Source organism: Flavobacteriales bacterium (assembly GCA_016124845.1).
Taxonomy (GTDB): Bacteria; Bacteroidota; Bacteroidia; order UBA10329; family UBA10329; genus UBA10329.
The window spans coordinates 69794-96108 of record WGMW01000027.1 but is presented as its reverse complement, the minus strand read 5'-3'; the positions used below and the strand labels follow the sequence as shown (position 1 = coordinate 96108).

Annotated in this window: 20 protein-coding genes and 1 pseudogene; 11 read left to right on the top strand and 10 right to left on the bottom strand. The window is 48.3% G+C overall.

Annotated features, from left to right (window positions below; translation table 11 throughout):
• The 9 genes and pseudogenes from GC178_11025 to GC178_10985 all read left to right on the top strand — a co-directional run.
• Positions 1-181 (top strand): hypothetical protein (locus GC178_11025; GenBank protein ID MBI1288093.1); only part of this gene is annotated, 181 nt, incomplete at its 5' end.
• Between the two features lie 228 nt (positions 182-409).
• A complete protein-coding gene (locus GC178_11020; GenBank protein MBI1288092.1) occupies positions 410-763 on the top strand; it encodes a hypothetical protein in 354 nt (117 codons plus the stop codon).
• Between the two features lie 130 nt (positions 764-893).
• A complete protein-coding gene (locus GC178_11015; protein MBI1288091.1) occupies positions 894-1103 on the top strand; it encodes a hypothetical protein in 210 nt (69 codons plus the stop codon).
• A gap of 6 nt (positions 1104-1109) precedes the next feature.
• Positions 1110-1667 (top strand): DDE-type integrase/transposase/recombinase, encoded by a 558-nt coding sequence (locus GC178_11010; protein ID MBI1288090.1) that lies wholly within the window; start codon positions 1110-1112, stop codon positions 1665-1667.
• A 769-nt stretch (positions 1668-2436) separates the two neighbouring features.
• Positions 2437-2808, top strand: a complete 372-nt coding sequence (locus GC178_11005; protein MBI1288089.1) for a hypothetical protein — start codon at positions 2437-2439, stop codon at positions 2806-2808.
• Positions 2795-3091 carry a hypothetical protein gene (locus GC178_11000; GenBank protein MBI1288088.1) on the top strand — a complete coding sequence of 99 codons (297 nt, stop codon included), beginning with the start codon at positions 2795-2797 and terminating at the stop codon, positions 3089-3091. Before GC178_11005 ends, GC178_11000 begins: the two co-directional genes overlap by 14 nt.
• Before the next feature lie 979 nt (positions 3092-4070).
• Positions 4071-5270, top strand: coding sequence for a DUF445 family protein (locus tag GC178_10995; GenBank protein MBI1288087.1), 1200 nt, complete (start codon positions 4071-4073; stop codon positions 5268-5270).
• 86 nt (positions 5271-5356) lie between these two features.
• Complete coding sequence (locus GC178_10990; protein ID MBI1288086.1) at positions 5357-8791, top strand: T9SS type A sorting domain-containing protein; 3435 nt, start codon at positions 5357-5359, stop codon at positions 8789-8791.
• Between the two features lie 32 nt (positions 8792-8823).
• Positions 8824-9377, top strand: a pseudogene (locus GC178_10985) (DUF1768 domain-containing protein).
• Between the two features lie 7 nt (positions 9378-9384).
• Here the strand turns inward: GC178_10985 and GC178_10980 are convergent.
• A complete protein-coding gene (locus GC178_10980) occupies positions 9385-10215 on the bottom strand; it encodes a hypothetical protein (GenBank protein MBI1288085.1) in 831 nt (276 codons plus the stop codon).
• Entirely contained in the window at positions 10212-11381 is a 1170-nt protein-coding gene (locus GC178_10975; GenBank protein ID MBI1288084.1) for a hypothetical protein, read from the bottom strand. Before GC178_10975 ends, GC178_10980 begins: the two co-directional genes overlap by 4 nt.
• 85 nt (positions 11382-11466) lie before the next feature.
• Between GC178_10975 and GC178_10970 the strand changes: the two genes are divergently transcribed.
• Positions 11467-14076 (top strand): S8 family serine peptidase, encoded by a 2610-nt coding sequence (locus GC178_10970; protein ID MBI1288083.1) that lies wholly within the window; start codon positions 11467-11469, stop codon positions 14074-14076.
• Positions 14077-14133: 57 nt separating this feature from the next.
• On the opposite strand, the gene GC178_10965 is transcribed toward GC178_10970, so the two are convergent.
• The 3 genes from GC178_10965 to GC178_10955 form a co-directional block, all read right to left on the bottom strand.
• Entirely contained in the window at positions 14134-14415 is a 282-nt protein-coding gene (locus GC178_10965; protein MBI1288082.1) for a hypothetical protein, read from the bottom strand.
• A gap of 92 nt (positions 14416-14507) precedes the next feature.
• A complete protein-coding gene (locus tag GC178_10960) occupies positions 14508-15644 on the bottom strand; it encodes a hypothetical protein (GenBank protein ID MBI1288081.1) in 1137 nt (378 codons plus the stop codon).
• A gap of 92 nt (positions 15645-15736) precedes the next feature.
• Positions 15737-17836 carry a prolyl oligopeptidase family serine peptidase gene (locus tag GC178_10955; GenBank protein MBI1288080.1) on the bottom strand — a complete coding sequence of 700 codons (2100 nt, stop codon included), beginning with the start codon at positions 17834-17836 and terminating at the stop codon, positions 15737-15739.
• A 124-nt stretch (positions 17837-17960) separates the two neighbouring features.
• Between GC178_10955 and GC178_10950 the strand changes: the two genes are divergently transcribed.
• Positions 17961-19934 (top strand): tetratricopeptide repeat protein, encoded by a 1974-nt coding sequence (locus tag GC178_10950; protein MBI1288079.1) that lies wholly within the window; start codon positions 17961-17963, stop codon positions 19932-19934.
• A 66-nt stretch (positions 19935-20000) separates the two neighbouring features.
• On the opposite strand, the gene GC178_10945 is transcribed toward GC178_10950, so the two are convergent.
• The 5 genes from GC178_10945 to GC178_10925 all read right to left on the bottom strand — a co-directional run bounded on the left by GC178_10945 (position 20001) and on the right by GC178_10925 (position 26203).
• The gene (locus GC178_10945) at positions 20001-20264 is read right to left on the bottom strand and encodes a rhodanese-like domain-containing protein (GenBank protein MBI1288078.1); all 264 of its coding nucleotides are present in this window, start codon (positions 20262-20264) and stop codon (positions 20001-20003) included.
• A gap of 39 nt (positions 20265-20303) precedes the next feature.
• Positions 20304-21728: an MBL fold metallo-hydrolase gene (locus GC178_10940; GenBank protein ID MBI1288077.1), complete on the bottom strand. Its 1425-nt coding sequence runs from the start codon at positions 21726-21728 to the stop codon at positions 20304-20306.
• A 771-nt stretch (positions 21729-22499) separates the two neighbouring features.
• Complete coding sequence (locus GC178_10935) at positions 22500-22862, bottom strand: hypothetical protein (GenBank protein MBI1288076.1); 363 nt, start codon at positions 22860-22862, stop codon at positions 22500-22502.
• Between the two features lie 202 nt (positions 22863-23064).
• Positions 23065-24558, bottom strand: coding sequence for a T9SS type A sorting domain-containing protein (locus GC178_10930; GenBank protein MBI1288075.1), 1494 nt, complete (start codon positions 24556-24558; stop codon positions 23065-23067).
• A 916-nt stretch (positions 24559-25474) separates the two neighbouring features.
• Positions 25475-26203, bottom strand: a complete 729-nt coding sequence (locus GC178_10925) for a DDE-type integrase/transposase/recombinase (protein ID MBI1288074.1) — start codon at positions 26201-26203, stop codon at positions 25475-25477.
• Between the last annotated feature and the right edge of the window lie 112 nt (positions 26204-26315).

The window sequence follows — 26315 nt, the reverse complement described above, 5'->3', positions numbered from 1 at the left end:
CGATATTGAACCCGATGGACGTGTGACAAACGCCAAAGTGAAAAGCGGTGTGAACGGCCCTTTGAATGAGGATGCGTTACGTGTAGTACGTTCCATGCCTAAATGGAATCCTGCCAAGGATGCTTCGGGAGAAAACATCCGCAGTTCCCGAACGGTGGTGATCAAGTATGGTGAGGATTAACAAGAAGTGAAGTTTTTCACATTCTGAGCTTAAACCCGGTATCTCAAAACTGATATGGCCATTTGAAAAGGCCACTTATTCCTTTACCACTTTCACTAACGAGCGGAGGCCTTGGGCATTCGTGGCTTGCAGCAGATAGATGCGGCTGGGTCAAGTGGAAGCATCCACCGCCCACTTGTCTACTCCTGAAATAGCTTGACACATTTTGAGGGATAAAAAACCCGAAAAATGGAAAAGAAAAAGACGTTCAAGGTATCAGAGAAAAGATGGATGAGAAGAGAGCTGGATGCCAGAAGGCTGAGCATGTCAGAAGCGTGCGAGCTGATCAGCGGGGCCAGCAAAGGTCCACGTTCACTGATCCAGTACTGGAAGAAGAAGTATGCGCCCGGCATAGCAGTAACTTTACCGGTGATGACAGAAAAGGAGCGACAGAAGCTGAAGGCCGCACAGAAGCGGATGAAAGCGCTGGAGAAGCAGCTTGAGGATGCACAGATGAAGAACATCGCCCTGGAGACGATGATCGACATTGCCGAGGAGGATCTTCGGATCAGCATCAGAAAAAAGTCTGGGCCCGGACGGTAGAGCGGCTCAGGCAGTTCTACCCGTCCGCCTCAGGCGGATGCGGTACTGCTGCCAGCTGTTCGGCCATAGCCGTCAGGGCTACTACGAGCAAAAAGGAAAGAAAGAAAAACAGGACATGGCCGATCCCCTGGTGCTGCGGCTAGCGAAGGAGGTCCGCCAGGAGCTTCCGCGTGCGGGAGTACCCAAGCTACAGGTGTTGCTGAAGGACAGCCTTGCGGAGCACAATATCAAGATGGGGCGCGATGCGTTTTACCGACTGCTGGGCGAGCACGGTCATATCATCCGCAAGCGCAGGAGAAGGCCCTACACCACCGACAGCAACCATCGGTACAGGTTGTAACCGAACCTGATACGGGACATCAAACATCTGACACATCCCGGCCGGCTATGGGTGAGCGACATCACCTACATCCGCCTGAGCAACGGCTTCTGCTACCTGAGCATCGTCACCGATGCCTACTCGCACCGCATCATCGGCCATTGTCTGCATCCCACCCTTCACAGCAACGGTCCCATCAATGCACTGGTGATGGCCTGCGGTTCCAAGCGGCAGGCCACGCTCATACATCACAACGACCGTGGTTCGCAATACTGCTGCGATGAGCATGTGAAAATGCTGGAGCACTACGGTATCCGCATCTCCATGACCGAGAACGGAGACCCCTACGAGAACGCCATTGTCGAACGGGTCAACGGCATCCACAAGACCGAGTTCGAACTGCACAGGACATTCTCCGGCCTTGCTGAGGCCGAAGGAGCAGTACACAGCGCAGTGGATCGCTACAACCGCATCCGCCCCCACGCCAGCTGCGACAACCTCACCCCCGACCGGGCACATGAGGGCAGTGGAGTACTCCGCAAACGCTGGAAGACAAGGGCCGAGCATGAGAAAATGATGAACTGAAACAATGGAAATGAGAAGCAGAGAACCACCGTAATGCCCTTTCAGGAATACAGAACAGAAGTGTATAGGCCGTTCAGTAATAAGGCCGAAGCTGCAGGCCCCGAACAGGAATAGCGGCAAGACCGTCAACCCGCATCAGGAACAGCAACAACAGTTGCCGACCAAAAGCAGGAATACACATCCGTTCTGTATCTCAGAAAAAGGAAAAGATCAATAAGCTGTAAGTTTGGTTCAGGGTTATCCTCAAACCCTGTAATGCACTTTTAGAAATCCCCTCTAAATGTGTAAGTTTTTTTTTTGGAAGGGTCACATTGGTATTCAATTGTTGAAGATGTGGATTCTCAGCGGGTGCCTCCGACTTTCAATGTGCAGCATTGGTAATGCAGACCAGGACATTGGAATATCGACCTTGCACATCGGTATTCGCAACCGCTACTCCGATATTCCAATGTTGCAGTTCAAACGCAAATGCTCAATATCGGTATTCCGATCCGCTACTTTGGTCTTTCAAACTCCTGCATTGGTATTGCCATGCGGCACGTTGGAATACCGAAGAGGTCTGTAGAAATACCGATGTTGGATATGGAAGGTTTGCAGAGGAGGAATCAATCAGCGAAGTGTGCGACCAGAAGACCGGATATAGTTCAGAAAAGTTGATACCGAAATTCCCCATCTCAAAGAGGCGACTGTAAAACACCATTTTACAACACTCTACAGAATTAGCTAACGCTAACTGGTTATCTTTAGGCAGTAGTTGTAGCACATAGAAATGAGACACCTTAAACACATCATAATAATTGCCGCAGCGGTTTTTACTTCTTGCAATTCACAACATGACCCGACACCAGCGGACAATAATGACAAACCAAAGGTCATTCATGACACGGTTGAAATAGTAAAAAGAGTAGTTGACACTATCTACCTCGACCAACAGGAAACAAATGACCTTTCTAAAAGCGAATTCTACATACAAGAAAGGCTGCCTGAATGGTTTCTTGAAACAGGTTTACTTAATGGACTTCAAATTGGAAGTCAGTATGAATTTGACAATAGGCTAAATCCGCTCTATCTGGAAGCCGATTTTAACGGTGACAACAATCTCGACATCGCAATACCAAATCAGACACATGACAAATGGTAAAGTTGGTTTTGCAATTATTCACGGCAAGACCAACAAGATTTACATCATAGGTGCTGGGAAAGAAATAAAAAACGGACTTTCAGATGACATGTTTTACATCGACATCTGGAAAGTCAACCGCAATAAAACCAACGCTCCAGGGCTGAACGTTAACGGGGAAATTGACAAAAACGGCCCACTCGTTCTTGATAATCCATCTTTGGAAGTATCGAAATCTGAAGTGGGTGGTGGACAGATTTACTGGAACGGACATGAGTACGTTTATTTCCACCAAACATGTTAAAAGAAAGAAACTACGTGCTACAACAATGCCTAAAATTATTGCGTGGGACGGTGCGTCAATCGGTCTCAGTTTCGTTCTGCCATGTTTCCGTATCTCGAAAACTCAGTAGTTTCAAAACGCAATACTTTTAGGCGCACTGCTGGGGCGCATTGTGTGAAGCCTGAAAGGTTAGCGGTTGACTGAAAGCTTATGAGGTATCTAACATTCATTCTGACACTCTTTCTGGTCGTTGACAGTTTAGCTGTTCAAGGACACACAGCCGACCCAATTGATAGTTTGGAAAGCGCTTTGACAGAACTGTTGACAACAAAAGCTTTGTCTGTGTTCGAAGCGGACTATAGGAAATGGAATACAGTCGTTGCTTCAAATTACGTTTTATGTGACAAATGGACATCTGATTCTACGACACAGATTGAACAGTTTTCAATTATTGGAAATCACCTCGAAACGAATTCGGACATAGGAACTCTATGGACGATTAAAAGCTCGCCCGACTACACGTTTAATCCTAGGGACTCAATAATTGGTCTCTGTACTCGGAGTTCAAGTTTCGTTAGTCTGCCATTTATGGAAATCGGGACAAGGACGGAACGATTACGCAAACTATTGAAGGACAGAATTTCATATGCAATGGACATGAAGACCAAGAATGATGAAACGTTTGTTGTTTTGACCACGAAATGGTTTCACATTATAGTCGTGTGTAAGGACGACATCATAGGTTCAGTCAGTATACATAGAATCTGTAAATGAGACACAACGTCACAACAACACCTGCTACAAAATAGGGCGTGAAGACAGGTTCGCAAGTCTCAGTTGGTTCTGTCAAGTTCGGTTTCGGGCGAAAGGTCGAAGGAATTAAAGCCCTATCTTCTAAGGTGGCAATGAGGTCTGAATGGATGTCTGTGGCAGAATTGAACTACCTTCCCAATAAAAGTAGAATATTGCACCGGAAGTATTTCAAGAACCGACACCGACCGTGCAGATAGCGTCCATCTTCCTCCTGTCCATTCCCATTATTGCCGCGCTGGTAGGTTGGCTTACCAACAAGTTGGCGGTGTGGATGACCTTTTACCCGTTGGAATATGTGGGCATGCGCCCTTTCGGCTGGCAGGGCATCATTCCGGCCAAGTCGCACAAGATGGCCACCAAGGCGGTGAAGCTGGTCACTTCCAAACTTATTTCGGTGGAGGAAGAGTTCGAGAAGCTGAACGCCCATGGAATTGTGCAGGAAATGAAACCGCAGTTGGATGCGCTGAGCCGTTCCATCATCGATGAGGTGATGCAGCAGGAAATGCCGCTTATCTGGCGGCTGTTGCCGCAATCGCAGAAGGATGCGCTGCAACAGGCTGCGGCTGCGCAGTTTCCCATGGCCATTGAGAATGTGCTGCTGGATGTGAAGCAGAACATCCACGAACTGTTGGATATTGACCGCATGATGATAGAAGGGCTTACCGCACGGCCCGAACTGCTCAACACCATCTTTCAGCGTTGTGGCGAGGCCGAGTTCAAATTCATTGAGCGCTCGGGATTCGCGTTCGGGTTCCTCTTCGGCCTCATCCAAATGGTCATCTGGTATTACTATCAGGTATGGTGGCTGCTACCGTTGGGCGGACTGGTGGTGGGCTATCTCACCAACTTCCTGGCGCTTAAACTCATCTTCCGCCCCGTTCATCCGGTCAAGATCGGGCCGTTCACAATACAGGGTCTTTTTATGAAACGGCAGAATGAGGTTTCGGAAGAATACGCACGCATTCTGGCCTCCGAACTGCTCACCTCCGAGCATATCTTCGAATTCGTATTGGAAACCAAGGGAATGGAACCGATAGCCGACATCTGCCGAAAGCAGGTGAAGCAACTGACTGACACGGCCGTTGGAAACACGCGCAAAACATTGGTGAAACTTGCCATCGGCACCAAAGGCTACGAACGCATCAAGCACGTGGCCGCAGAACGGTTGGTGGACGTGTTTCCGGCATCCATCTCAAGCATGTTCGGTTATGCCGACCGCTCGCTACAGATAGGAAAAACGTTGGAGACCAAACTAAAATCGCTTTCCAAACTTGAGTTTGAAGATGTGCTGCATCCCATCTTTCAGGAGGATGAACTCACGCTGATACTTGTGGGTGCGGTACTTGGCGCCATTGCGGGCTTTATACAGATCGCTTTTGTGATGTGAATGGTTGTCCTTACTGAAAGTGTCTTTTCTTCTACCCTGCGTTCCAAAATGTTGCCGTTATCTTTATCGCAAATCCACCTTATCCGATGAGAAGAATTCTACTTGCCCTCGCAGTCCTGTTTTCCGCAAACGCCTTTGCACAGGATACCACTTGGATACAGACCCTCAACTTTAGCGACATCACCAAACGGAGAGACTGGTATCAGTTTCCGGATGGTTCGGACGAATACCGCAAAGTGCTGATGTACTACACGCTGAAGTGTGATGCGGCCACCACACAGGATGGTTACGCCTGTGGCGAATGGGATTACCTCACCTACACCTACGTTTACGACCACACGGGCGTGCTTGACAGCAACCTGCTCAACCACCCGCATTACATGGTTGGCAATGCCAACTGGACCGATTCGCTGCATTACAGCTTTGGTCCCGTTTACGACACCATCGAAACCTATCAGTATCAGCAGATCATTGACAATATCAACTCTGAAACAGCCTACTCAGTAGGAACCACAGATGGTACAACGAACCATCCGTTCAGCGGGCAACAGCATGTGCGAACACAGTTTCTTTGGACGGCCACGGAATTGAGCAATGCGGGGCTTGCGACTGGCGACATCCAACAACTTCGATTTGATGTGTCATCGCTGGGAGACGACCTCTCGAATGTGACCATCCGCATGAAAAACACTTCCACTTCGCAACTCACCATGTTTGAGAATGGTGGTTTTGGCGATTACTTCCTCTCTCCTGTCTCCTTTGCGACAACGGGTTGGCAGAATTTCAATCTCCTCACCCCCTTCAATTGGGATGGGGCCTCGAATGTGATCGTTGAGGTCGGCTATGACCTTCCAACTACGGTGAACGGAACCGAACTGAATTCAGAATCGGTAGATTCCATGGCGGTGGTCAACCAGACCGAAGACCGAATGGTGACCTTTGATGAGGGGAACTATCTTGGAATTCCTTTGAACGGTCATGACTTTGGAGATGAAGTAACCATTTCCTTCTGGGCGTATGGAGATACGGCCGTAATGCCCGATAACTCGTATGCCTTTGAAGCAGTGGACATTGACAACAATCGCGTGCTGAACTGCCACCTTCCTTGGGGTAACGAGAACGTTTACTGGGATGCGGGCGAAGGAAGCGGTTACGACCGTATCAATAAGGCCGCGACAGCTGCGGAGTATGAAGGAAATTGGGTGCATTGGGCGTTTACCAAGAATGCCGCCTCAGGCGAAATGAAGATCTACAAGAATGGCAGCCTTTGGCATTCCGGCACCGGACTGAACCGCTCCATCGGTGCCATCACCAAATTCAATTTGGGAAAATCGGCCACCGGAAACGGCATTTGGCATGGCAATATGGATGAGTTTCAGGTTTGGGATGTGGAATTGGATGCCGCAACCATTTCTGACTGGATGTACCGAACGGTCGATAACACGCACCCGAACTGGAATGACCTGGTGGTCTATTACGATTTCAATGATGAGACCATGGTGAGTGATGCTTCTGGCAATGGAAACGATGCTGCTATGTTCGGCCCTGCGGCCCAGCCGCTCAAATTCGGAGATGACAATTTCTTCAACACGCAGATCTTGGCAGAACGTCCTGTCATTCAATTCGTTCAAGGCGATTACGATACGCATTTGGATTCGGTGGTGGTCTCGAACACACAACTCTCCGAACCGAGCACGCTCACGTCATTCACCACCACGGACCATAGCGTTCACATCGAAGCAAGTGCACAAGTCTACACTGGATATGCTTACACCTACCATCCTGATGGAACCATGGATTCTGTGGCCATCGATGCAACGGGGTCCATGTACAATGACACGCTTTTCTATTACGGTGTTCCTTTCGAGGTCATTGACCGTTACGAGATCGCGCGTTACATCACCCCTTATGGCATTCAGCTTTCATTGGGCCCACAAGGCTTCACATGGATCTATGATGTGACCGACTATGTCGATTTTCTTGTTGACTCGGTCGATCTTTCTGCCGGGAACCAACAGGAGCTGATCGATGTGAAATTCGCCATGATCAAAGGAACACCGATGGCCGATGTGGTTGAACTCAGCCGTCCTTGGGGACAATCGGGTTCTTACTCGTACGGAAACCTCGATAATGACGTGTCGCTTTCAGCTGTAGATGTGGACATTCAACCGAATGCAGAGACCTTCAAGCTCCGCACACGATTAACCGGACACGGCCACAATACCAGCGATCCGAACGGGAACTACCCGCATTGCTGCGAGTGGAAAGACAATACACATTACCTGAAAGTGAACGGTTCGCAAGCGGAATCTTGGCATATCTGGCAAACGCATGATTGTGCCCAGAACCCGGTCTATCCGCAAGGCGGAACATGGCCCGATGCCCGCGAAGGCTGGTGTCCGGGAGATGTGGTGAAAGACCACGATTTCCTTCTCACCGACCTCATTTCAGGAAACTCCGTAAATCTCGATTACGACATCACTCCTGTTCCATCTAACAACCCCGGAATGGCGGGCGGCAACTACATTATTGCCATGCAACTTTTCCAATATGGGGCAGCCAAACACACCTTGGATGCTGAGGTTTATGAAGTGCTTTCACCCACAGATTGGGAATATCGTTCGCGTACCAATCCGTATTGTGATGACGCCAAGATCGTTATCCGCAACGCGGGAGCCACTACGCTTACCAGCCTTACCATCACCTACATGGTAGAAGGAGGTCAGCCGCAGACCTACGATTGGACAGGAAACTTGGCATTCATGGAAACAGAGGAAGTGACCCTTCCGATAGATGACGCCACCTTTTGGCAAGGGGCCAACACGTGGAAGTTCATTGCAACCGTAAGTGCTCCGAACGGTGGAACGGATCAATATGCGGGTAACGACTCGTACACATCATCATTCGAGATGCCACCAGTGTATGAGGGAAATTTCATTGTGCGGTACAAGACCAACAACTATCCGTATGAGAACTATTGGGAGATCCGCGACATCAACGGAAGTGTGGTCGCATCGCGTACAACAGCAGATGCCAATACGCTTTACAACGACACGATGAACCTTGCTCCCGGCTGTTACACCTTCTATCTCTACGATTCGGAAGATGACGGTCTTTCTTATTGGGCGTGGCCGAACCAAGGGAGTGGCTATTGCCGCCTCAAGGCCAATGGTGGAGGCTATTTGAAATACTTTCAAGCTGAATTCGGTGGACAGATAACACACGGGTTCTCGGTGGGCGTACTTGCCAGCGTGAACGAAATTGAATCGGAACACAATATTGAGGTTTATCCGAATCCGAACACAGGTCAGTTCACACTCGAAATGGCCGGATTGACAGGCGAATACCGCATTCAGGTGATCAATACGCTGGGCCAAGTGGTAAGCACAAAGTTTGCAGACATGAACGGTTTCTACGAAACGCAGTTCAACCTGAACAGCGAAGAAAATGGACTGTACTTCGTCCGAATAGTTGGTGATGGAGTGAATGAAACGCGCAGGGTGGTGGTCAGTGCGCCTTAGACTGAATTGTCCTCGAAATTTATACCCTGCAGGTGAGATACTCCATTCAAGATTTAACGGAGCGGTACGATGCCGGGGATAATCTGAAGTATATTTTCTTTTGGGGACACACTAAATCCGAAAACCTGACCAAGACATGTTTCAGTCAATGGTATGAATCGAAATTTGAGGTTGATGGAATAGTCTTCCCAACAGCGGAACATTGGATGATGCCCAAAAGGCTCTTCTTTTCGAAGACGAAGAAGTTTATCAGCAAATCATTGAAGCTTCAAAACCAGGAAATGCAAAAGAACTGGGTAGGCACATTCGAAACTTTGACCAGCAGGTTTGGGATGAAAACAAACTCGAAATCGTTGTTAAAGGCAACTTGCATAAGTTTTCTCAAGATCCAGATTTATCGGATTTCCTAATAAAGACCAACAACAGGATTTTGGTAGAAGCGAGTCCACTGGATACCATTTGGGGAATTGGATTATCACAAGACGATCGAAATGTTTATAACCCGAAATGTTGGAATGGGTTGAATCTGTTGGGATTTGCGATAATGGAAGTACGCGACATACTAAGCAACCAAAGTATCCTGTGAGATAGGGTTACTTGGAAGATTTGGATTCAGGATGTTTGGATAGAATCCTCTTGAACAGTTCCAACCTTTTCTCCAAGGTAATATCCCGGAACCGATAGGTTGGCGTGGAGCCCACTCCCTGTTCTTTCGGCTCAGCCGTTCCATTCAGCACAGACTGAATTACTGGAACATAATTCTCCAAGGTCATCACCGTATTGATGGCCCGCAGCATGTTCGGATTTGGATTTTCGCCCACTTCCTGCTTTTTCTGAAACAGGATCTTACCTGTATCCACTCCTTTATCAACGAAATGAAGCGTCATGCCAACATGATCATAATCCTGATTGTAGCATTGCCAGAACTCCGACCGCGCTCCTCTGTATTCGGGAAGAATCGATGTATGTGCGTTGATCATTCCCAACTTGGGAATGGATATCAATCGAGGTTTGATAATGGATGTTCCGAGAACAACACATACATCCGGTTTGGCCTGCGTTACGGCTGTAACCACTGTGGCCTCATTCAAACTCGGTGTCTCCAGATATTCTACTCCATCAGGACGACCATTTACCTGTAGCGAGGCGATATAATCATTCACAAACGCATTGGCCCGTTGCTGGGTTTCTTCTTCGTACTTAAGAGCTTTGCGCTCCTCAGCACTCAGGGAAATCATGTTTTTCATCCATCGGTAAGATGGCCCAAGTACTGGGCGTAGCATCGTTTTGAGATGGCTTTCCCTTGGAGCGGATGTAGAAGCATCCTCAACCACTACCAGTTTCAGATCCAGACCTGCACGCAACATAAGATGCGCCAGCGTCTGACCGCGATTCGAATTATTGGTTAGGAGAACGACACTCATTCGGATTGAAAAACAACGGAAAAGATACCGTCCGATTCCTTCCGTATAACTGCTTCCTGTTTGATGTTGTCCACAAATACTTCCATAGCATCGGCATTGCCTTTGAAGCTGAAAACCTTGCCTGAAAGGTCATTTGGGGTGAGCGTTTGATAACGGATGCCATCAGCCACAAAGCGAATCGTGTTGCCCGACACTTCAACATGGTCGCGGAGGATGAGATAATCCAACAGTTCGGACGTGGCGGAAAGCATGAGTTCCTTGCTTTTGAATCGTTCCGACAGATTCTTCAAGTCGTTCCGAGTTGTTTCGGGAATGTGCAATGGTCGGTCCATCCCTTTCGGATGACGCTTACCTAAGTGAGAATAAACGATGGCAGTTCCTCCATTGCGAAGCAGCGCATCAATTCTATCGGATGAGATCAGATTGTGAAGTCCATCGATATCTGCATCGGGCCAAGTGCCATAGCGTCTGAAACAATAGAGTGTGGAGCCATCCGCAAACCGTTGTGGGTAATATTGGCGATTATCAATGGGTGGGAACTTTTTGGCTCCCGTTGGCAAATACTGAAAAGCGGATTTCACCGAGGCTTTCATCGTGCTGCCACCCGATCGCTTCACCTCATCATCAAAGGTCGGGTCGCGGTCCTGTCCAATTATGTCGGTCACTTCTCCGTTCCAGATGTAGCGGATGCCAAGCCCTCGGGCAATATCCAGCGAATAGACGAAGTTCTCGTACTCCAATCCAGAACTGTCCTTCAGTTTCGGCACGGCACCTTTGTTGGTTCCATGCATCATGTTGCCCACAAAACTGGCATGATCGATCCAAACCCGGGGTTGGATGCCTGCCTTCTGCAACAGACCTGCTGCCTCAATGGCGTCATCTCGATCGAAGCCACGTTTGCGCGCATGCATATAATCTCCCCACGTATGGATGATATCGTGCAAGTGCGCCTTTCCGATCTCTGGGTTTTCCACAAGATTCACTTGATCCGGCAGATTCTGATTGAAAGAACTGACGAAAAGACTGTCACCGAACGGTATCTCGAGTTCTTCCCAAATAAAACCGTGCAGTTCCTTCCACGCTTCAATGGTCGTATTGTCGGGGTCATTGGCCATGGTAAGCCATGCCTTGTACGGATACGGATATTTGAGAAGCTGCAAACTCATGCGTGGCTAAAATTAGCAGATCGGGTGCGCCACGCAACCCGGCCACAGCCAACGGTTTCTTAGTTTTAGGCCAAACAACTTCGGCATGAGCAAATTCACCTATGCAACCATTCTATTTCTGATAGGATTTCTACCATTTCGGGTAGATGCACAACTCTCTAATCGATTGGCTGAAGCCATAGAAGCGCATCCGAACAGTCTTCACCGCATCCGTATCGAATTCAAAGACAACGTGGATTGCTACGCGCTGAACCATACGTTCAAACAGCAACGCTTGGCCGTTTCCGAACGACCCAAGACCGTCATCACGCAACTACAACAGCAGGCTGATGTTTCGCAGTCAGATATTCTGGAAATGCTACGCACAGAACTGGCTGACCAAACGCGGAATATTCAGCCTTTCTGGATTGTGAACATCATCGTTTTGGAGGCAACTTCAGAAGCCATTCAGACCATTGCCGAATTCCCTCAAGTGGCGCTTATCGATATCGAAGATTCAAGGATACTTCCTCATGACCCGATCATCCGAGGAGAAGAACAGAACAGCCGTTCGGTAGATGGTGTGGAACCGGGTCTTGTAGCCATCAATGCCCCTGGTATGTGGGCATTGGGCTATACAGGTCGTGGCCGATTGGTGTATGATTACGACACAGGCGTTTGGCCCACGCACCCTGCATTTGCAGAACGTTTCATGGCACATCGTTATCCGCTGAGCCAATGCTGGCACGGTTTCTTCAGCAATGTGCCGAATGGAAATGTAAGCGACCATGGCACGCACACGCTCGGCACCATGACGGGACTCGTAGAACAAACCAACGACACCATTGGGGTGGCCTTCGGTTCGTATTGGATCGCCAACGATTTTGTGACCACCACCGTGGAGGCACTTCCACCGCTTACCGATATGATCGGGGCGTTTCAGTGGGCGCTGAACCCCGATGGCGACATCAATACATCGGATGACATTCCAGATGTGATCAACAACAGTTGGCGCTGGCGCGATGACCCCGACACGGTTCAATGCGCTGGAATGATCGTCAGTCTCATGAACGCCATTGAGGCGGCAGGAATAGCCAATGTTTTCTCAGGTGGAAATTCCGGTCCGAACAACACCACGGTAAATGCTCCGCAACGCATCAACACCTCCGAGGTGAACACCTTCTCCGTGGGAAGCGTGAATGGAAATCTACCGTTCCCCTATCCTATCAGCAATTTCTCCACGCGTGGTCCCACGCAATGTCCGAGCAACGGCAACAGTTCGTTGGAGATTCATCCTGAAGTAGTGGCCCCGGGACAGAATGTCCGTTCCGCTTGGGCAACAGACGGCTACAATACCATTTCAGGAACCAGCATGGCCGCGCCACATGTTTCGGGTGCCCTTCTGTTGTTGAAAGAAGCCTTCCCCTATCTGAGCGGTGAAGAACTGCTTTGGGCGCTCTACCTCACAGCGGTCGATCTTGGAGATACAGGAGAGGACAATACCTACGGCATGGGCATCATCGATGTATATGCAGCTTTTCAATACCTCGCACAGACGAATACGCCTGTTGATCCCAACGCGGTGGCATGGGATATCGCCATCAAAATGGAGACAACTGATAATGGAATTATTTGTGGCAATTCCATCAGCCCAGCGGTGGTCATCTCCAACTTGGGTGACAGCACCATCAGTTCGGCTCATTTCGATTACAACATCAACGGAGGAAGCGGACAGACGTTTGATTGGTCGGGAACGCTTCTGCCAGGAGCTACTGCCACGGTCTCATTGCCTACCATCACAACTTCCGATTATGGCGAACTGGGACTTTCCATCGTGGCCAGCATCCCGAACCATCCGAACGAATACGATCTTTACAACAACCATTGGTACTACAAGACCGACCGTAGAGAACCCACTCCGCTGCCGTTTGTGGAGGATTTTGATCACGGTTTCGGATTGCATGATTGGTTGGTACAGAATGAAGACGGTGGTGTGAGCTGGGATACGGTTGTCACATCCGGTTTGGATTGGAATGAGTACTCGGCATCTGTTCAGATGTACTCGTATCTGCCGCGCGCCAACCAGAAGGATGGGTTGGTCAGCCCGCTCCTACAATTGCCAGCAACCACCGAACAAATATGGTTGTTGTTCGATTTGGCCTACCAGAAATGGTCGCAGAGCGCCTCATCTCAGGACACATTTGCCATTCAAGTTTCCACCGATTGTGGAGATACTTTTCAGGAGGTTTACCGAAAATATGGCGATGAACTGAGCACCTCCGATACGATAGAACCGAACTTCCTGCCCGAATTTGCGTGGAATTGGAGACGTGATTCGGTCAATTTGAGTGCGTTTGCAGATTCAGATGTACTGCTGCGATTTGAGACCGCGAACCGAAAGGGGAATAATCTCTACATCGATAATGTGAAAGTGTTTGTGGGAAATACGGAACCTGCGGGAATTACCGACCTGAGTGCGGAAGTGAAACTCTACCCCAATCCTGCCAATGAGACCGTCTATGTAGCGTTGACCAGAAAGTGGTCAACATCGGTTCAAATGCAGCTTTTCAACATGTTGGGAGAGCGAATTGAGACCATCTCCGCAGCACCAAGTGATCGAATAGCGATGGATGTTTCCGAACTTGATGCAGGGCTATACTTCTTGCAGGTAACTGTAGAAGGGCTTTCGACCGTCAAGCGTTTTGTGAAGCAGTAAAAAAGCGAAGGCCCGACCGGATTGGTCGGGCCTTCGCTTTCTAAATAAGATCAACGATTATTTCGGGCTGCTCTCGTTTCCGTGCTCTTCTTTTTTGCCTTCCATTTCTTTATGGGCGGCACATTTTGCCTGATCGGCATGCGAGCAGTTTTTCTTGTCGGCCTCGCTCTTTCCTGCACAGCACGCCATCGTACATCCCGGAGGACACGAATGCTTTTCAGCGCTCTCAGCCTTTACTTCTGTTTTGGCGGCCTCAGCAGCCTCTTTCTTGTCCTGCGCCATTGTAGCGGTTACACCTACAAACAGCAACATCACCAATGTCAATCCAATGTTCTTCATGGTCGAATAGATATTAAAATTTGAAGCGAAGATACCGAGAGGAACCGCTAAAGGTTACGCTTATGTGGAAATTCTGATCAAAATCAGCCATGCTACCGATCATCCGAGCGTCTCAGATATTGCCGCGCATCTTCAATGGACACCTTTTTCCCCTCGTTGAAAGCGACAATGAACGCATCCTTGAATCCCATCAGACGCAGTTCATCCCTCCGTTCCAACGCATTTCCATAACTCTTGAAACGGCCAACGGTAAGCAATGTCAGATCATCCAAGGATACTTCCGAAATGCTGTCCACCATCAGGTAGAAGCGGGCCGACTCTTCAGGCATTGATTCTCTGAAAGCCGCCAACTGGATGCGATAGTCCACATCTCCCCGTATCTGCGCCTTGGGCGATCGCTCATCCAGCGCCACCACCTCCAGCGGAAAACGATCCTCATCTGTGATGTTCACCACGAAGGCATCTGCATAGCCAACGTTCTTCACCACTTCCAACATTTTCTCGGCCTGCGAACGGAAATTGAAATTGCCGATCACGTAACGATACACTCCGTTCATGTCCACATACACTTCCACGTTCTTCAGGCCATCAAATTTGCGCGTCATCTGAGGTTCGAGCAAGGCTGCAACCTGCACGCCATACAGCGTTGCAAGCGTAGAATACTTGTGCGGTTGGGTCTTTATGCGCAGGTCTGGTTTCACCAAACGTTCAGGCACCTCAAGCAACTGCACGGTCGGCTCCTTGCACAGGTTGGCCCACTTCCGCCCGTCCATCAGGTAGTATTCATCATCGGCCAGAAAATCCTGATTTGAGGAAAAAGCCTCCTCTAATCTGGCCAAACTCTCTTTGGCCTTGTCGCACGCACCACAACGGCAATAGGCCAATATCATGTAATAGAACAGATGTTCGGGCGGCCCTACTCCAGGATTGTCCCAAAGTTCTGCAAAGTTGGCATCGGCCCGTTCAAAGAGCCGTGCGGCCCTTTTCGGTCCTTTTCCAACGATAACCAAAGACACACCGAGCAGATAGCTCACATTTGGGTTGAGCGTGTCGAGCTGATAAAGTTCCTCCAGTATTTTGACCGAACGCCCAGCATTGTGCTTGGCAATATTAAGTCGCGCCTGATCGAACCTGTCCCAGTAGGCTTGGTCTTCTGCTTCCTGCGCAGTTGCGATTCCCCATACGAACGAAAGCAATCCGATTACGAGAAAGGAAAAGATAGATTTCACAAACAGATCAGTTGGTCAGTATGAATTTACAGACCGATAATCTAACTACGACAACAGAAATGACTGTATTTCAAGAATCGGGTGTGGATAACCTACTCCACCTTCATTCCCAAATTCTCAAACACGAATGCCCAGATGTCCGCACTCTCATCCAAGGTTTTAGAGAGCGGTTTTCCTGCTCCGTGACCCGCGTCCACATCAATACGAATGAGTACAGGAAGGTCGCCCGTCTGATCATGTTGCAACTCTGAAATGAACTTGAACGAATGGGCAGGTACCACGCGGTCGTCATGGTCGGCCGTGGTGACCAACGTTGCGGGATATGCCTGCTTTTTGATGTTGTGCAAAGGCGAATACGCATACAACGCGTTGAACTCCTCCTTGTTATCGCTGGAACCATAATCGCCCGTCCACGCCCAACCGATGGTGAACTTATGGAACCGCAGCATGTCCATCACGCCCACGGCTGGCAAGGCTACTTTGAATAAATCGGGGCGTTGCGTCATGCACGCGCCCACCAAAAGCCCGCCATTGCTTCTTCCCGAAATGGCCAACCTGTCTGAATTGGTATAGTTCTGCGCAATGAGGTATTCGGCCGCAGCGATGAAATCATCGAACACGTTCTGCTTCTGCAGTTTGGTACCCGCTTCGTGCCATTCCTCGCCATACTCGCCACCACCGCGCATGTTGGCCTGCGCGTAAATGCCTCCGTTCTCCAAGAACACCAATCGGTCGGCAGAGAAACTGGGCGTGATGCTGATATTGAACCCACCGTAGCCGTACAGCAGACAGGGATTCTTCCCGTCCAGTTTCAATCCTTTTTTGTGGACAATGAACATCGGGATCTCCGTACCATCCTTACTTGGAAAGAACACCTGCTTCACCTCGTATTTTTCGGCATCGAAATCGATGGAAGGCGCTTTGAACACTTCGGAGGCACCCGAGACCATATCGTATTGGAAGATGGTTGTAGGATAAGTGTAGGAAGTGAACGAATAGAAAGCCGTGTTGTCCTCTCGGTTTCCACTGAAATTGGCCGTGCCTTTTGTGGGCAGTTCAATGGAGCTAGTGAATGTTCCATCCAGTTCATGCACGTTTATCTCTGACGATACGTCTTTCAGGTAGGAACAAACGAGCTTCCCTCCTGCCAGTTGAGCTCCTTCCAAAACCTGTTCCTTTTCAGGAATAATGACCTTCCAATTCTCAGGTTGCGGATGCTTCGTATCTATTTCCACCACGCGATAGTTGGGAGCGCCCTGATTGGTGTATGCGAGGAGCTTGCCATCCTTGTGATCGAGCAGGCCATACTCAGCGTCAAAGCCATTGACAATCTGTGTGAAATCCTTATCGCCATCGGCCTTGTAATACAACTGCACCCCGAATGTGCTTTCCGATTCGAAGATCACCACCGCATCTTCCGAATAAGGCGTCCAAGCGTAGTAGTTGCGAAGCGGTTCGTTCTGGTTCCAGTAGATCAGCTTATCCTGTTCCTGCGGAGTTCCCAACACGTGGTAATACACCTTATGGAACTCATTCTTACCCGAATAGGCTTTGCCTTCTTCGGGCGCATCGTACCGACTGTAAAAGAACCCGTTCCCCTTCCACGAAACACCAGAGAACTTGACCCAATGGATCACTTCTTCCAGATCATTCCCTGTGTTGAGGTCTTTGATATGGATCTCGTTCCAGTCCGACCCGGCTGCCGCCAACTGATAGGCCATATATCGGCCATCCTTTGAAACGGATGTTCCGCCCAACGCCACGGTCCCGTCTTCCGAAAGTGTGTTCGGATCAATGAGCACGCGTGGTTCTCCACTCAGCGAATCCTGCACATACAGCACGCTTTGGTTCTGCATGCCATCATTCTTGTAAAAGAAGAACTTCCCTCCTTTCTGAAATGGCGTACCATAGCGTTCATAATTGTAAAGCTGTTCCAACCGTTCGCGGATGGGTTTGCGCTGCTTCAGCGTGGCCAGATAACTGAATGTGAGCTCATTCTGTCGTTTCACCCAATCGGCTGTTTCGGCAGAATTATCATCTTCCAGCCAACGGTACGGATCGGGCACTTCCGTGCCGAAATAATCATCCACAATGGTGGAATCTCTGCGCGTTTCAGGATAATTCAAGGTGTGTTGCTTTTTCTCGGCACAGCCGAACAGTAAAACCAGGATGGGGATTGCAATCTTCTTCATTGGAATGGAATTGGTTGTGAAAGGTATACAAACCCGCTCATCGGAATTGAAAAGTGTCGCAGCCGATACATTTTTGACTACTTTTCCGATCATCAACTTCCCCCTCTAACAAACCCAAGGAAGAATGCGAGTTCTTGCCTTTCTGTTTATTTCTCTCGTTCTCTTCCAGTTTGGTGTGGCACAACCAGATGATGAGACAATCGCGAAACAGGGTCGTGTGGTGAACGACATTGAGGTTGGCGACATGATCGTTGACATTGAACCGCATGAGGCCATCAAGTACTACGAAAAGGCGCTGAATACGGCAAAAAAGAAGAACGATTCGTTGGAAATTGCTGCGGCCTTGGTAAAGATGGGCGATGCCAATTACATTCTTGGCAGTTATGGCGAATCACTGGAGAATCATTCGATGGCGCTGGGTATTTATGTGAAACTTGGTGTGGATTCTTTAGAAGCGCATCAGCTCAGCAAGATCGGTTCGGTGTATTATTTCAGCGAACAGAACGAATTGGCGTTGGCCCTCAAATACTACGAGGAGGCCTTCAGTAAATTCAATTCGCTGGGGCTGACAGCCGATGCGGCCTTCAATCTCAACTATTCGGGCTATGTGGAATGGGCGCGTGGAAACGAGGCCAAGAGTCTGGAAATACACCAAGAGGCTTTGAAGATGTTCGAGGCGATAGGCGACCAAAAGGGAATGGCCACTTCGTTGAGTGATATTGGATTCACTCTCAACTCATTAGGCCGTTTTGATGAAGCCTTGAACTATCATTTCAAAGCCCTTGAACTGGAGAAGGAACTTGGGGAGGAACTGATGCAGATACCGACCCTCAACAATATCGGCATCAGCTACCAGAATCTGAAAAAATACGAACTGGCCATCAAATACTCTTCAGAAAGTCTGGCCATGGCGGAAGAACGGCAGGCCACCAACCGCATTGTGGAGGCAAGTCGCACACTTGCAGAGACCTACGAGAAAATGGGGGATCTGAAGAATGCCATTCGCATGCTGAAGAAATTCAAATCCAAATCGGACAGCCTTCTGAACCTGAATGAGGTAAAGAAACTTACGCAACAGAGCATGAAGAATGAGTTTGAGAAGACGAAGACCCAGATGATGCTCGAAGAGGAAAAACGGGAAGTGTTGCAACAGGCCGAGTTGAAGCGGCAGAAACTGCTGGGCGATGGGATGATCATTGTGACGCTGTTCATCGGCATCTTGGCACTTATCCTCTACCGAAGCTACCATGCCAAGAACAAGAGCCATGAAGAACTGAGCCGTATGAATGCGGTTATCCTGAACCAAAACACCCTTGTGGAGCGGAAAAACCGCGACATTACAGACAGTATCAACTACGCGAAACGCCTGCAAGAGGCCATTCTTCCGAATGAGAATCGGATGAAGCGGAAGTTGGCGGATGTGTTCACGTTCTATCTGCCCAAGGACATCGTGTCAGGAGATTTCTACTGGCTTGAAACGATTGATGAATATACATTTGTGGCTGTGGCCGATTGTACAGGTCATGGAATTCCAGGGGCCATGGTAAGCATGGTGTGCTACAGCGCACTGACCCGTTCCATCCGAGAGTTCGATCTACGGAATCCGAACGAGATCCTTGACAACTGCCGCGAAATGATCGTTCGCACGTTTGACGGTGGAAACCACGAAGTACATGACGGCATGGATATTTCGCTGTGCTGCATCAACAGAAAACAGGACAGGCTGCTTTTCGCTGGTGCGCACAATTCCATCATTCACATTCCCAGAAAAAGTATTCTGAGCGGAAATCCCGAACTGAACATCATTACTGCCGATAAGCAACCTGTGGGCAGCTACGTGCGCGAGCAGCCTTTTACACAAACCGAAGTGCATATTGCTGATGGCGACCTCTTCTACCTGTTTACCGATGGTTATGTCGACCAGTTTGGGGGTGTGAACAACGAAAAGTTTAAACAACGAAGGTTGCGGGAACTGATAACCGACATCTGTAGCAAACCGCTAAATGAGCAGTATCGCATCATCGAGAAGACGTTCAAAGATTGGAAAGGAAAACGCGATCAGATCGATGATGTCTGCGTGATGTGCTTTCAGGTATGATCATCCAAAAGAAAACGCCACCACAACTTGCGCTGTGATGGCGTTCATTCTAAGAGCTACGTTAGCTTAGGCGTGCTGCAAGCGATAGTTCACTTCCATCCAGCCTCCTCCGTTCTCGCACTCCACTCCTTGTGCGCGTAGATAAGCTACTGCCTGTCCGCTACGGTTGCCGCTGGCGCAGCAAAGCAACAACGGCTGCTTCATATTGGCGAACTCCTTTACTCTATCTGGAACCTCATGCAGGGGTATGTTCACACTCCCCGCTACATGGCCTCCCTGAAATTCCATCGCGCTGCGAACATCTACGATGGTGTATCCTGCATTATTCATTTCTGTTATTATTAATTTGATTGTTTACTTATTTAACCGTTAAAGCAAGGTTGTAGGACATACATAGTCCGTTACCTCAAACTTGCCTGAATTCTTGATGGCCCCAAAACCTCCGTCCACATCGATGAGGTTCTTGTAGCCCTTTGATCGAAGAATGGAACTGAAGATCATGGAACGGTAACCTCCTGCGCAATGCACGTAGTACGTGTCCTGCTTGTTCAGTTTGGTCATGCTGTCCTCGATGTAGTCGAGCGGTGCATTGGTTGCGTTGACGATATGCTCAGAATCGTACTCGCTCTTCTTGCGCACATCCACAATTTTGATGCTCTTATCGGCAGCCTCCCTTGCAGCGAACTCATCTGCTGAAATGGACTCGATGGTCTCCAACGATTTACCTTCTGCTTTCCAAGCTTCGATACCACCTTTCAGGTAACCGATGGCATGGTCGTAGCCGACACGGGCCAAACGCGTGACCACTTCTGGAATTCTGTCCTCATCGCCTACCAGAAGTATCTTCTGGTTGATGTCGGTGATAACGGTTCCTACCCACACGGCAAAGCTGCCATCAATTCCGATGAAGATGGAACCTGGGATAAATCCTTTGGCGAACACCTGCTGCTTGCGCGTATCCAATACCAGTACATCCTCTGCATCCATGGCGACTTCAAACTCGCGTGGAGAAAGGGCTTTCAGTCCGCGCTCCAGTACGTCATCGATGGAATCGTAGCCCTGAATGTTCATCAGAACGTTCTTTGGGAAGTACCCCGGAGGCGCTGTAAGCCCAGTGATCAGTTCTTTGATGAACTCTTCGCGGGTCATATCCGCACGCAGTGCATAGTTGGTCTTCTTCTGATTTCCGAGCGTATCGTAGGTCTCTTTGCTCATGTTCTTACCACATGCGCTACCGGCACCGTGTGCTGGGTAAACGATAATGTCATCGCTCAGTGGCATGATCTTGTTGCGTAGCGAATCGAACAGATGACTTGCCAATTTCTCCTGTGTTAGGTCAGAGATCACGTGCTGTGCAAGGTCTGGGCGACCCACATCCCCAATAAAGAGGGTGTCTCCTGTAAAGAGAGAGGTGTCCTTTCCGTTCTCATCGGTAAGCAGGTAGCAGCTGCTCTCCATGGTGTGTCCCGGTGTGTGGATCAAGGTAATGGTGGCATTACCGAGTTTGAACTGCTCGCCATCCTTTGCAATGTGAGCATCGAACCCTGTTTGCATGCTGGTCGGGCCGTAGATGATCGGTGCACCTGTTTTGGTGGAAAGATCCACATGGCCCGAAACGAAATCGGCATGGAAGTGCGTTTCAAAAACGTACTTGATCTTGGCTCCGTGATCCTCGGCCATTTTAATGTACTGATCCACTTCGCGAAGTGGGTCGATGATGGCTGCTTCGCCATTGCTTTCGATGTAGTAAGCCCCTTGGGCCAGACATCCTGTATATAACTGTTCTACTTTCATGATGTATGTATTAGTAGGTTTAACTTCTAATTGCTGAGACAAATTTAAGGTAGGTATTTTCCGTGGAAGGAAACTTTAGTCACACGGTTATGTAACCCACATCACGGACGGTTGTTGAGGGAGTGTTCCATCGCAATCATTGCTTTTGGTCCAGTTTGCTCTTAACGCGCTAATTCAACCAATCCCTCTTTCAATTCCGAATAGTTGCTATACCACTTGTAGGCAACCTTCAGACTTTGATCTGAATTTGAAATAATCTCAGTGTATTCCTGATTGAACAGAAATAACAAGACAGGGTGAGCAAACCCAAAAAACGACCCGTTGTTTTCCATAAGGGTTCTGACACTGGCGATATCCTGCTTCTTTATGGTATTTGTCTTAAATGGCCATAACGCGCACCTATACTGAATGTACTTCGGGGTGATCAATACGGTCTTCATACTGTAGACCATTAAAGCAATTAGTAACACGAATACTGCTGAAAAAATCAAGAACAACCATATTCTATCCAGCATTCCGGTGCCCGTCCTTGAAAAGTAAACGACCGATGCCCGGATCAACATTCCTACGGACATTAGTAGGACAAACACCGCGATGAATACTGCTGCTACCCGAAATTTTGATTTAATGATCATCTTCTAAATACCTTCCAGCTAAAGATAACGTCTCAACCTACCACCGTCACAAGCATTAGGTTTAGTAGGTGTTGGCGGTAGTATTTCTTTCATTTTTCAACCAGTTCAAGTAGTGATACGTTTTTATACAAACTGATTATTCTTTCGCAAGTCCTCTTGTGTCGTCAAGTAGCGTATTGAACTCTGATGTCATTCGAAGCTTTTTAACAAACCTGATTTCATTGAGGAAAAGCGTGAAATAGAAATTTTCAGTCTGTGCAAACTTTTCAGCTTGCATTTCTGGTAATGATTGAAATTCCCGCTCCAGTCGTATGGACAATTTCCTGTCGTCAGTTTGTTTGATACTTGTCAGAAGTGTTTGCCTAACTGAATTGTATCGATTTGAAAAGTCTTTGATTTCAACTTCCGATACTCCGTAAACCCAACTGAAGTCGTCCATCCAACCAGCAAACCATCTGAATTTCCGAAAGCCTGCCGCATTGGACAGTGTCTCCGTCAATTGAAGTAAACTTCTGTAAGGTGCGGTCAGTAATTCGATGTCAGACGCGTCCATTTTCATCTTACCGCCAACGGGTGCAGCAATGAAAATAGGGCTTTAGTTCCTTCAACCTTTCAGCCGAAACTGAACTTAGTAAAAACTACCAAAGCTAGCGTACCTGTCGTCACGCCCTATTTTGATAGTAGATGTTGGAGAACGTTTTTTATTCTTTAACTACTTTCAGGTTCGAGACTTTTCCATCGGGGTAAACCATCTTAACCAAATACACTCCCGATGCCTTTGGCAAGGCATATTCAACAGTTCCTGTGACATTTCTTCTCTCGTTCTGAACTAACTCTCCAAAAATGTTGTAAGTATTTATGGTTATTTCAGTACTGACGATGCCGAAGTCAATTTGAATTCTGTCAGATGTTGGATTAGGATACCACGTTGGGGTTTCTGCATGTAAGTGTTCATTTATTCCCGAAAGCATTTCACCAACAACATTAACCGTAACCATTGTCATTGTTTTGTAAATGTAAGTGGAGCTATCGCAATAGGTATCCGAACAGCCATTTGCATCGGAAACGGTCAGACAGATGTTGTAATATCCTTCAGCGGCATAAGTATGGCTTGGAAAAGGTTGATTGGAAGTAGCTCCATCGCCCCATTCCCATAGATACTGAAGTTGACCAGTTCCCGTACTGCTATCGATTGCAAACCAATCATGTTGCTGCGATGGGTTTGGAACTAAACTAAAATTGGCAGAACAAGCTTCGGGAACAATAGAAGGGTCTTCAAATACGGCCAATCCTTCACCACTTGTACCAACCCAAATTCTCCCATCAAGACCTGTTGCCAGGCTTATGATATTGTTACTTGGCAGATCTGAATTTGATGTGGTGTAGAAGGTCCAACTTGTATCATTGAATTTTGCCAGACCATAATCTGTTCCCAGCCATTTGTTTCCCATAAGATCAATGGTAACTGCTTTCACAAGGTTGCTTTGGATGTCCGAATTTGCTGTATTGAAGGTTGTCATTACGCTATCAAACTTGACAAGACCACTGCTGGTCGCTAGCCACTTTGTGTCGTTGTCATCAATTGCTATATCGTTTACAGAGTTCTGTACCGGATATAGTGTCCAAGTATTGCCATCGAACTTGCATACTCTTCCACCTCCTCCGATCCAGACGTGTTGAGAATCATCTATTGCAATACAATTTGCAATGTTTATTTCCGTGTCATCATAGAGTGTCCATGTGCTGCCGTCATACTTCAACACTTTTCCAAGCTCTGAAGCCCCTCCACCCAGCCAAATATTATCACTTGAATCTACAGCAACTACGCGACCATTATAAACCCCGAGAGAACTGGACGGAAGAGGGTAGAGATAGCACGTATCATTAAGGTCACACAAGGTGGTTTGACTGACACTTGGCGCAAGCCATAGATGATTATTTGACTCAAATGCGATACCATCATTTGTATAGGGATGAATGTGCGTACCATTTGTTGTCCATTCCGTGTTATCAAACTTCGAAATACCACTTGTGCTTCCTACCCATTTGTTGCCAACCTGATCTATCTTGATTGCTAGGACAGTATTATTGGGAATGTCTGAATTGATGGTGTTGTAAACAGTCCATTGCTGTGCCATTAGCATGGTAATGCTGCAAAAGTGTAGCAGAAGCGTAGCTAAGAATGTCTTTTTCATCTTATATGTTTTTTAATCAATGGAATTTAACACTAAAATATTTACGAAAACTACTTCGTTTTCAATTCAGAGCTGCGCTTTCAAGCTGCACCAAAATGTTCTCCAACGGGCACCGCTAAAGATAATGCGTTAGAAACTGCTTCCGTTTCGCCATGCTCGGACAGCGCAGAACGAAACTGAGACCGACTGACGTACCGTCATAAGCATTCGGTTTAGTGGGTGTTGGCGTGGCGTTGTTTCTTTATTTTAAATCCAGTCTTCAGATATTCCTGTCTAATTTCATTAAATAGTTTGATCTGGTCCTCCAAGCTAAGAAGGCTGTCGGAACCAACCGTCAGATAGATGAGACGCGTTGGTGTTCCCATTGCAATGTCAAGTTGTTTATGCTCCCCGCTTTTGATTATGTAGTCTACAATAGTGTAGGTTTCAAATGTACCTGAAGGCATATAGCTGAAGGAAACTGAGAACGTATCTGGTGGAAGTTTGACATTATACTTTCCGTCAATGTCAGCAGAGGCTCCAAAACGTATGCCTCTTCTGTTTTCAAATAGTATTTGGGCAAATGGAATGGGGTCTTGATTTTGAGAGACTTACGTAACGTTGCCAGATACTGTACAGGTTTCCGCTCTCTCATTTGATAATAAACTATCTCGGACAAGGAAGCCTTCCACTGCATCAGCGGTTACAATGCGTTCCTGATACTGATACTTGTAATCCCCGTATGCTGGGAAATACATTTCGTGCTGACCAAACGAAACTTGGCAGTTGTAGAGAAAGGTTGATATTAAAATGAGACGTTTCAAATAGCTTTTCACAATGCACGCCAACGGGTTCCGCTAAAGATAAGGTAGCCTTTGAAGCCTTCCCATTTTTCGGACAGGGTTAAATTAGACTTTTTCATTTGATGTTTTGGTTTTCAACGGGGAGGCGCGCCTCCCCGTTGAAGTTGCTTTGATGTATTGCAGCGGGCTATTGCCGTCCAAGGCACTGTGCGGATGGTTACGGTTGTAATCGTCCATACATTTCCCGCAAGGATGCGCACCTGCGCCAAATCACCGAACAGGTAGGCGTCCAAGATGTCCTCCCTGAACAGGCGGTTGAAGCGTTCGATGTAGGCGTTCTGGGCTGGTTTGCCCGGCTGGATGAACAGGTTGCGGATGCTTTTTTCCGCACACAAGTTGCGGAACGCATGGGAGGTGAACTTAGGCCCATTGTCTGTACGGATGACCTTGGGTGTTCCCCGATGGTCGATGACACGTTCCAGTGCCTCCATGACACGGTTGCTGCACAGGGAGAACCCGACCTCAACGGCCAGTGCCTCACGGTTGTGGTCATCGATGATGTTCAACGTGCGGAACCTGCGTCCGCTGGTCAGCGCATCGCTCATCATGTCCATGCTCCAGCATTGGTTTATGCTCTTCGGGACGTTCAGTTCCTCCCGTATCCGCTTCAGCGGCCTTCTCTTGTATCTCCTTCTTCTTGTAAGTTCCATCTTTCTATAAATTCTGAATACTCTTTTCCTGTTCCACTGTAGCCCCTCGCTACGTATGCGACCGTAGTAGCTGTCGAACCCGCGTGTGGGATGCGCCTGTACCAGCTTCTGCTCCACATCAAGGTCGTCCAACCTGCTCCGGTAGTACCACATGCTGCGGTGCAGCTATACCACACGACAGGCACGCTTGACGGTGGCTTTGCGATCATCGACCAGGTACTGCGCACCTTCCCTGCGCGGCGAGGGGCCTATAACTTTTTTTTTT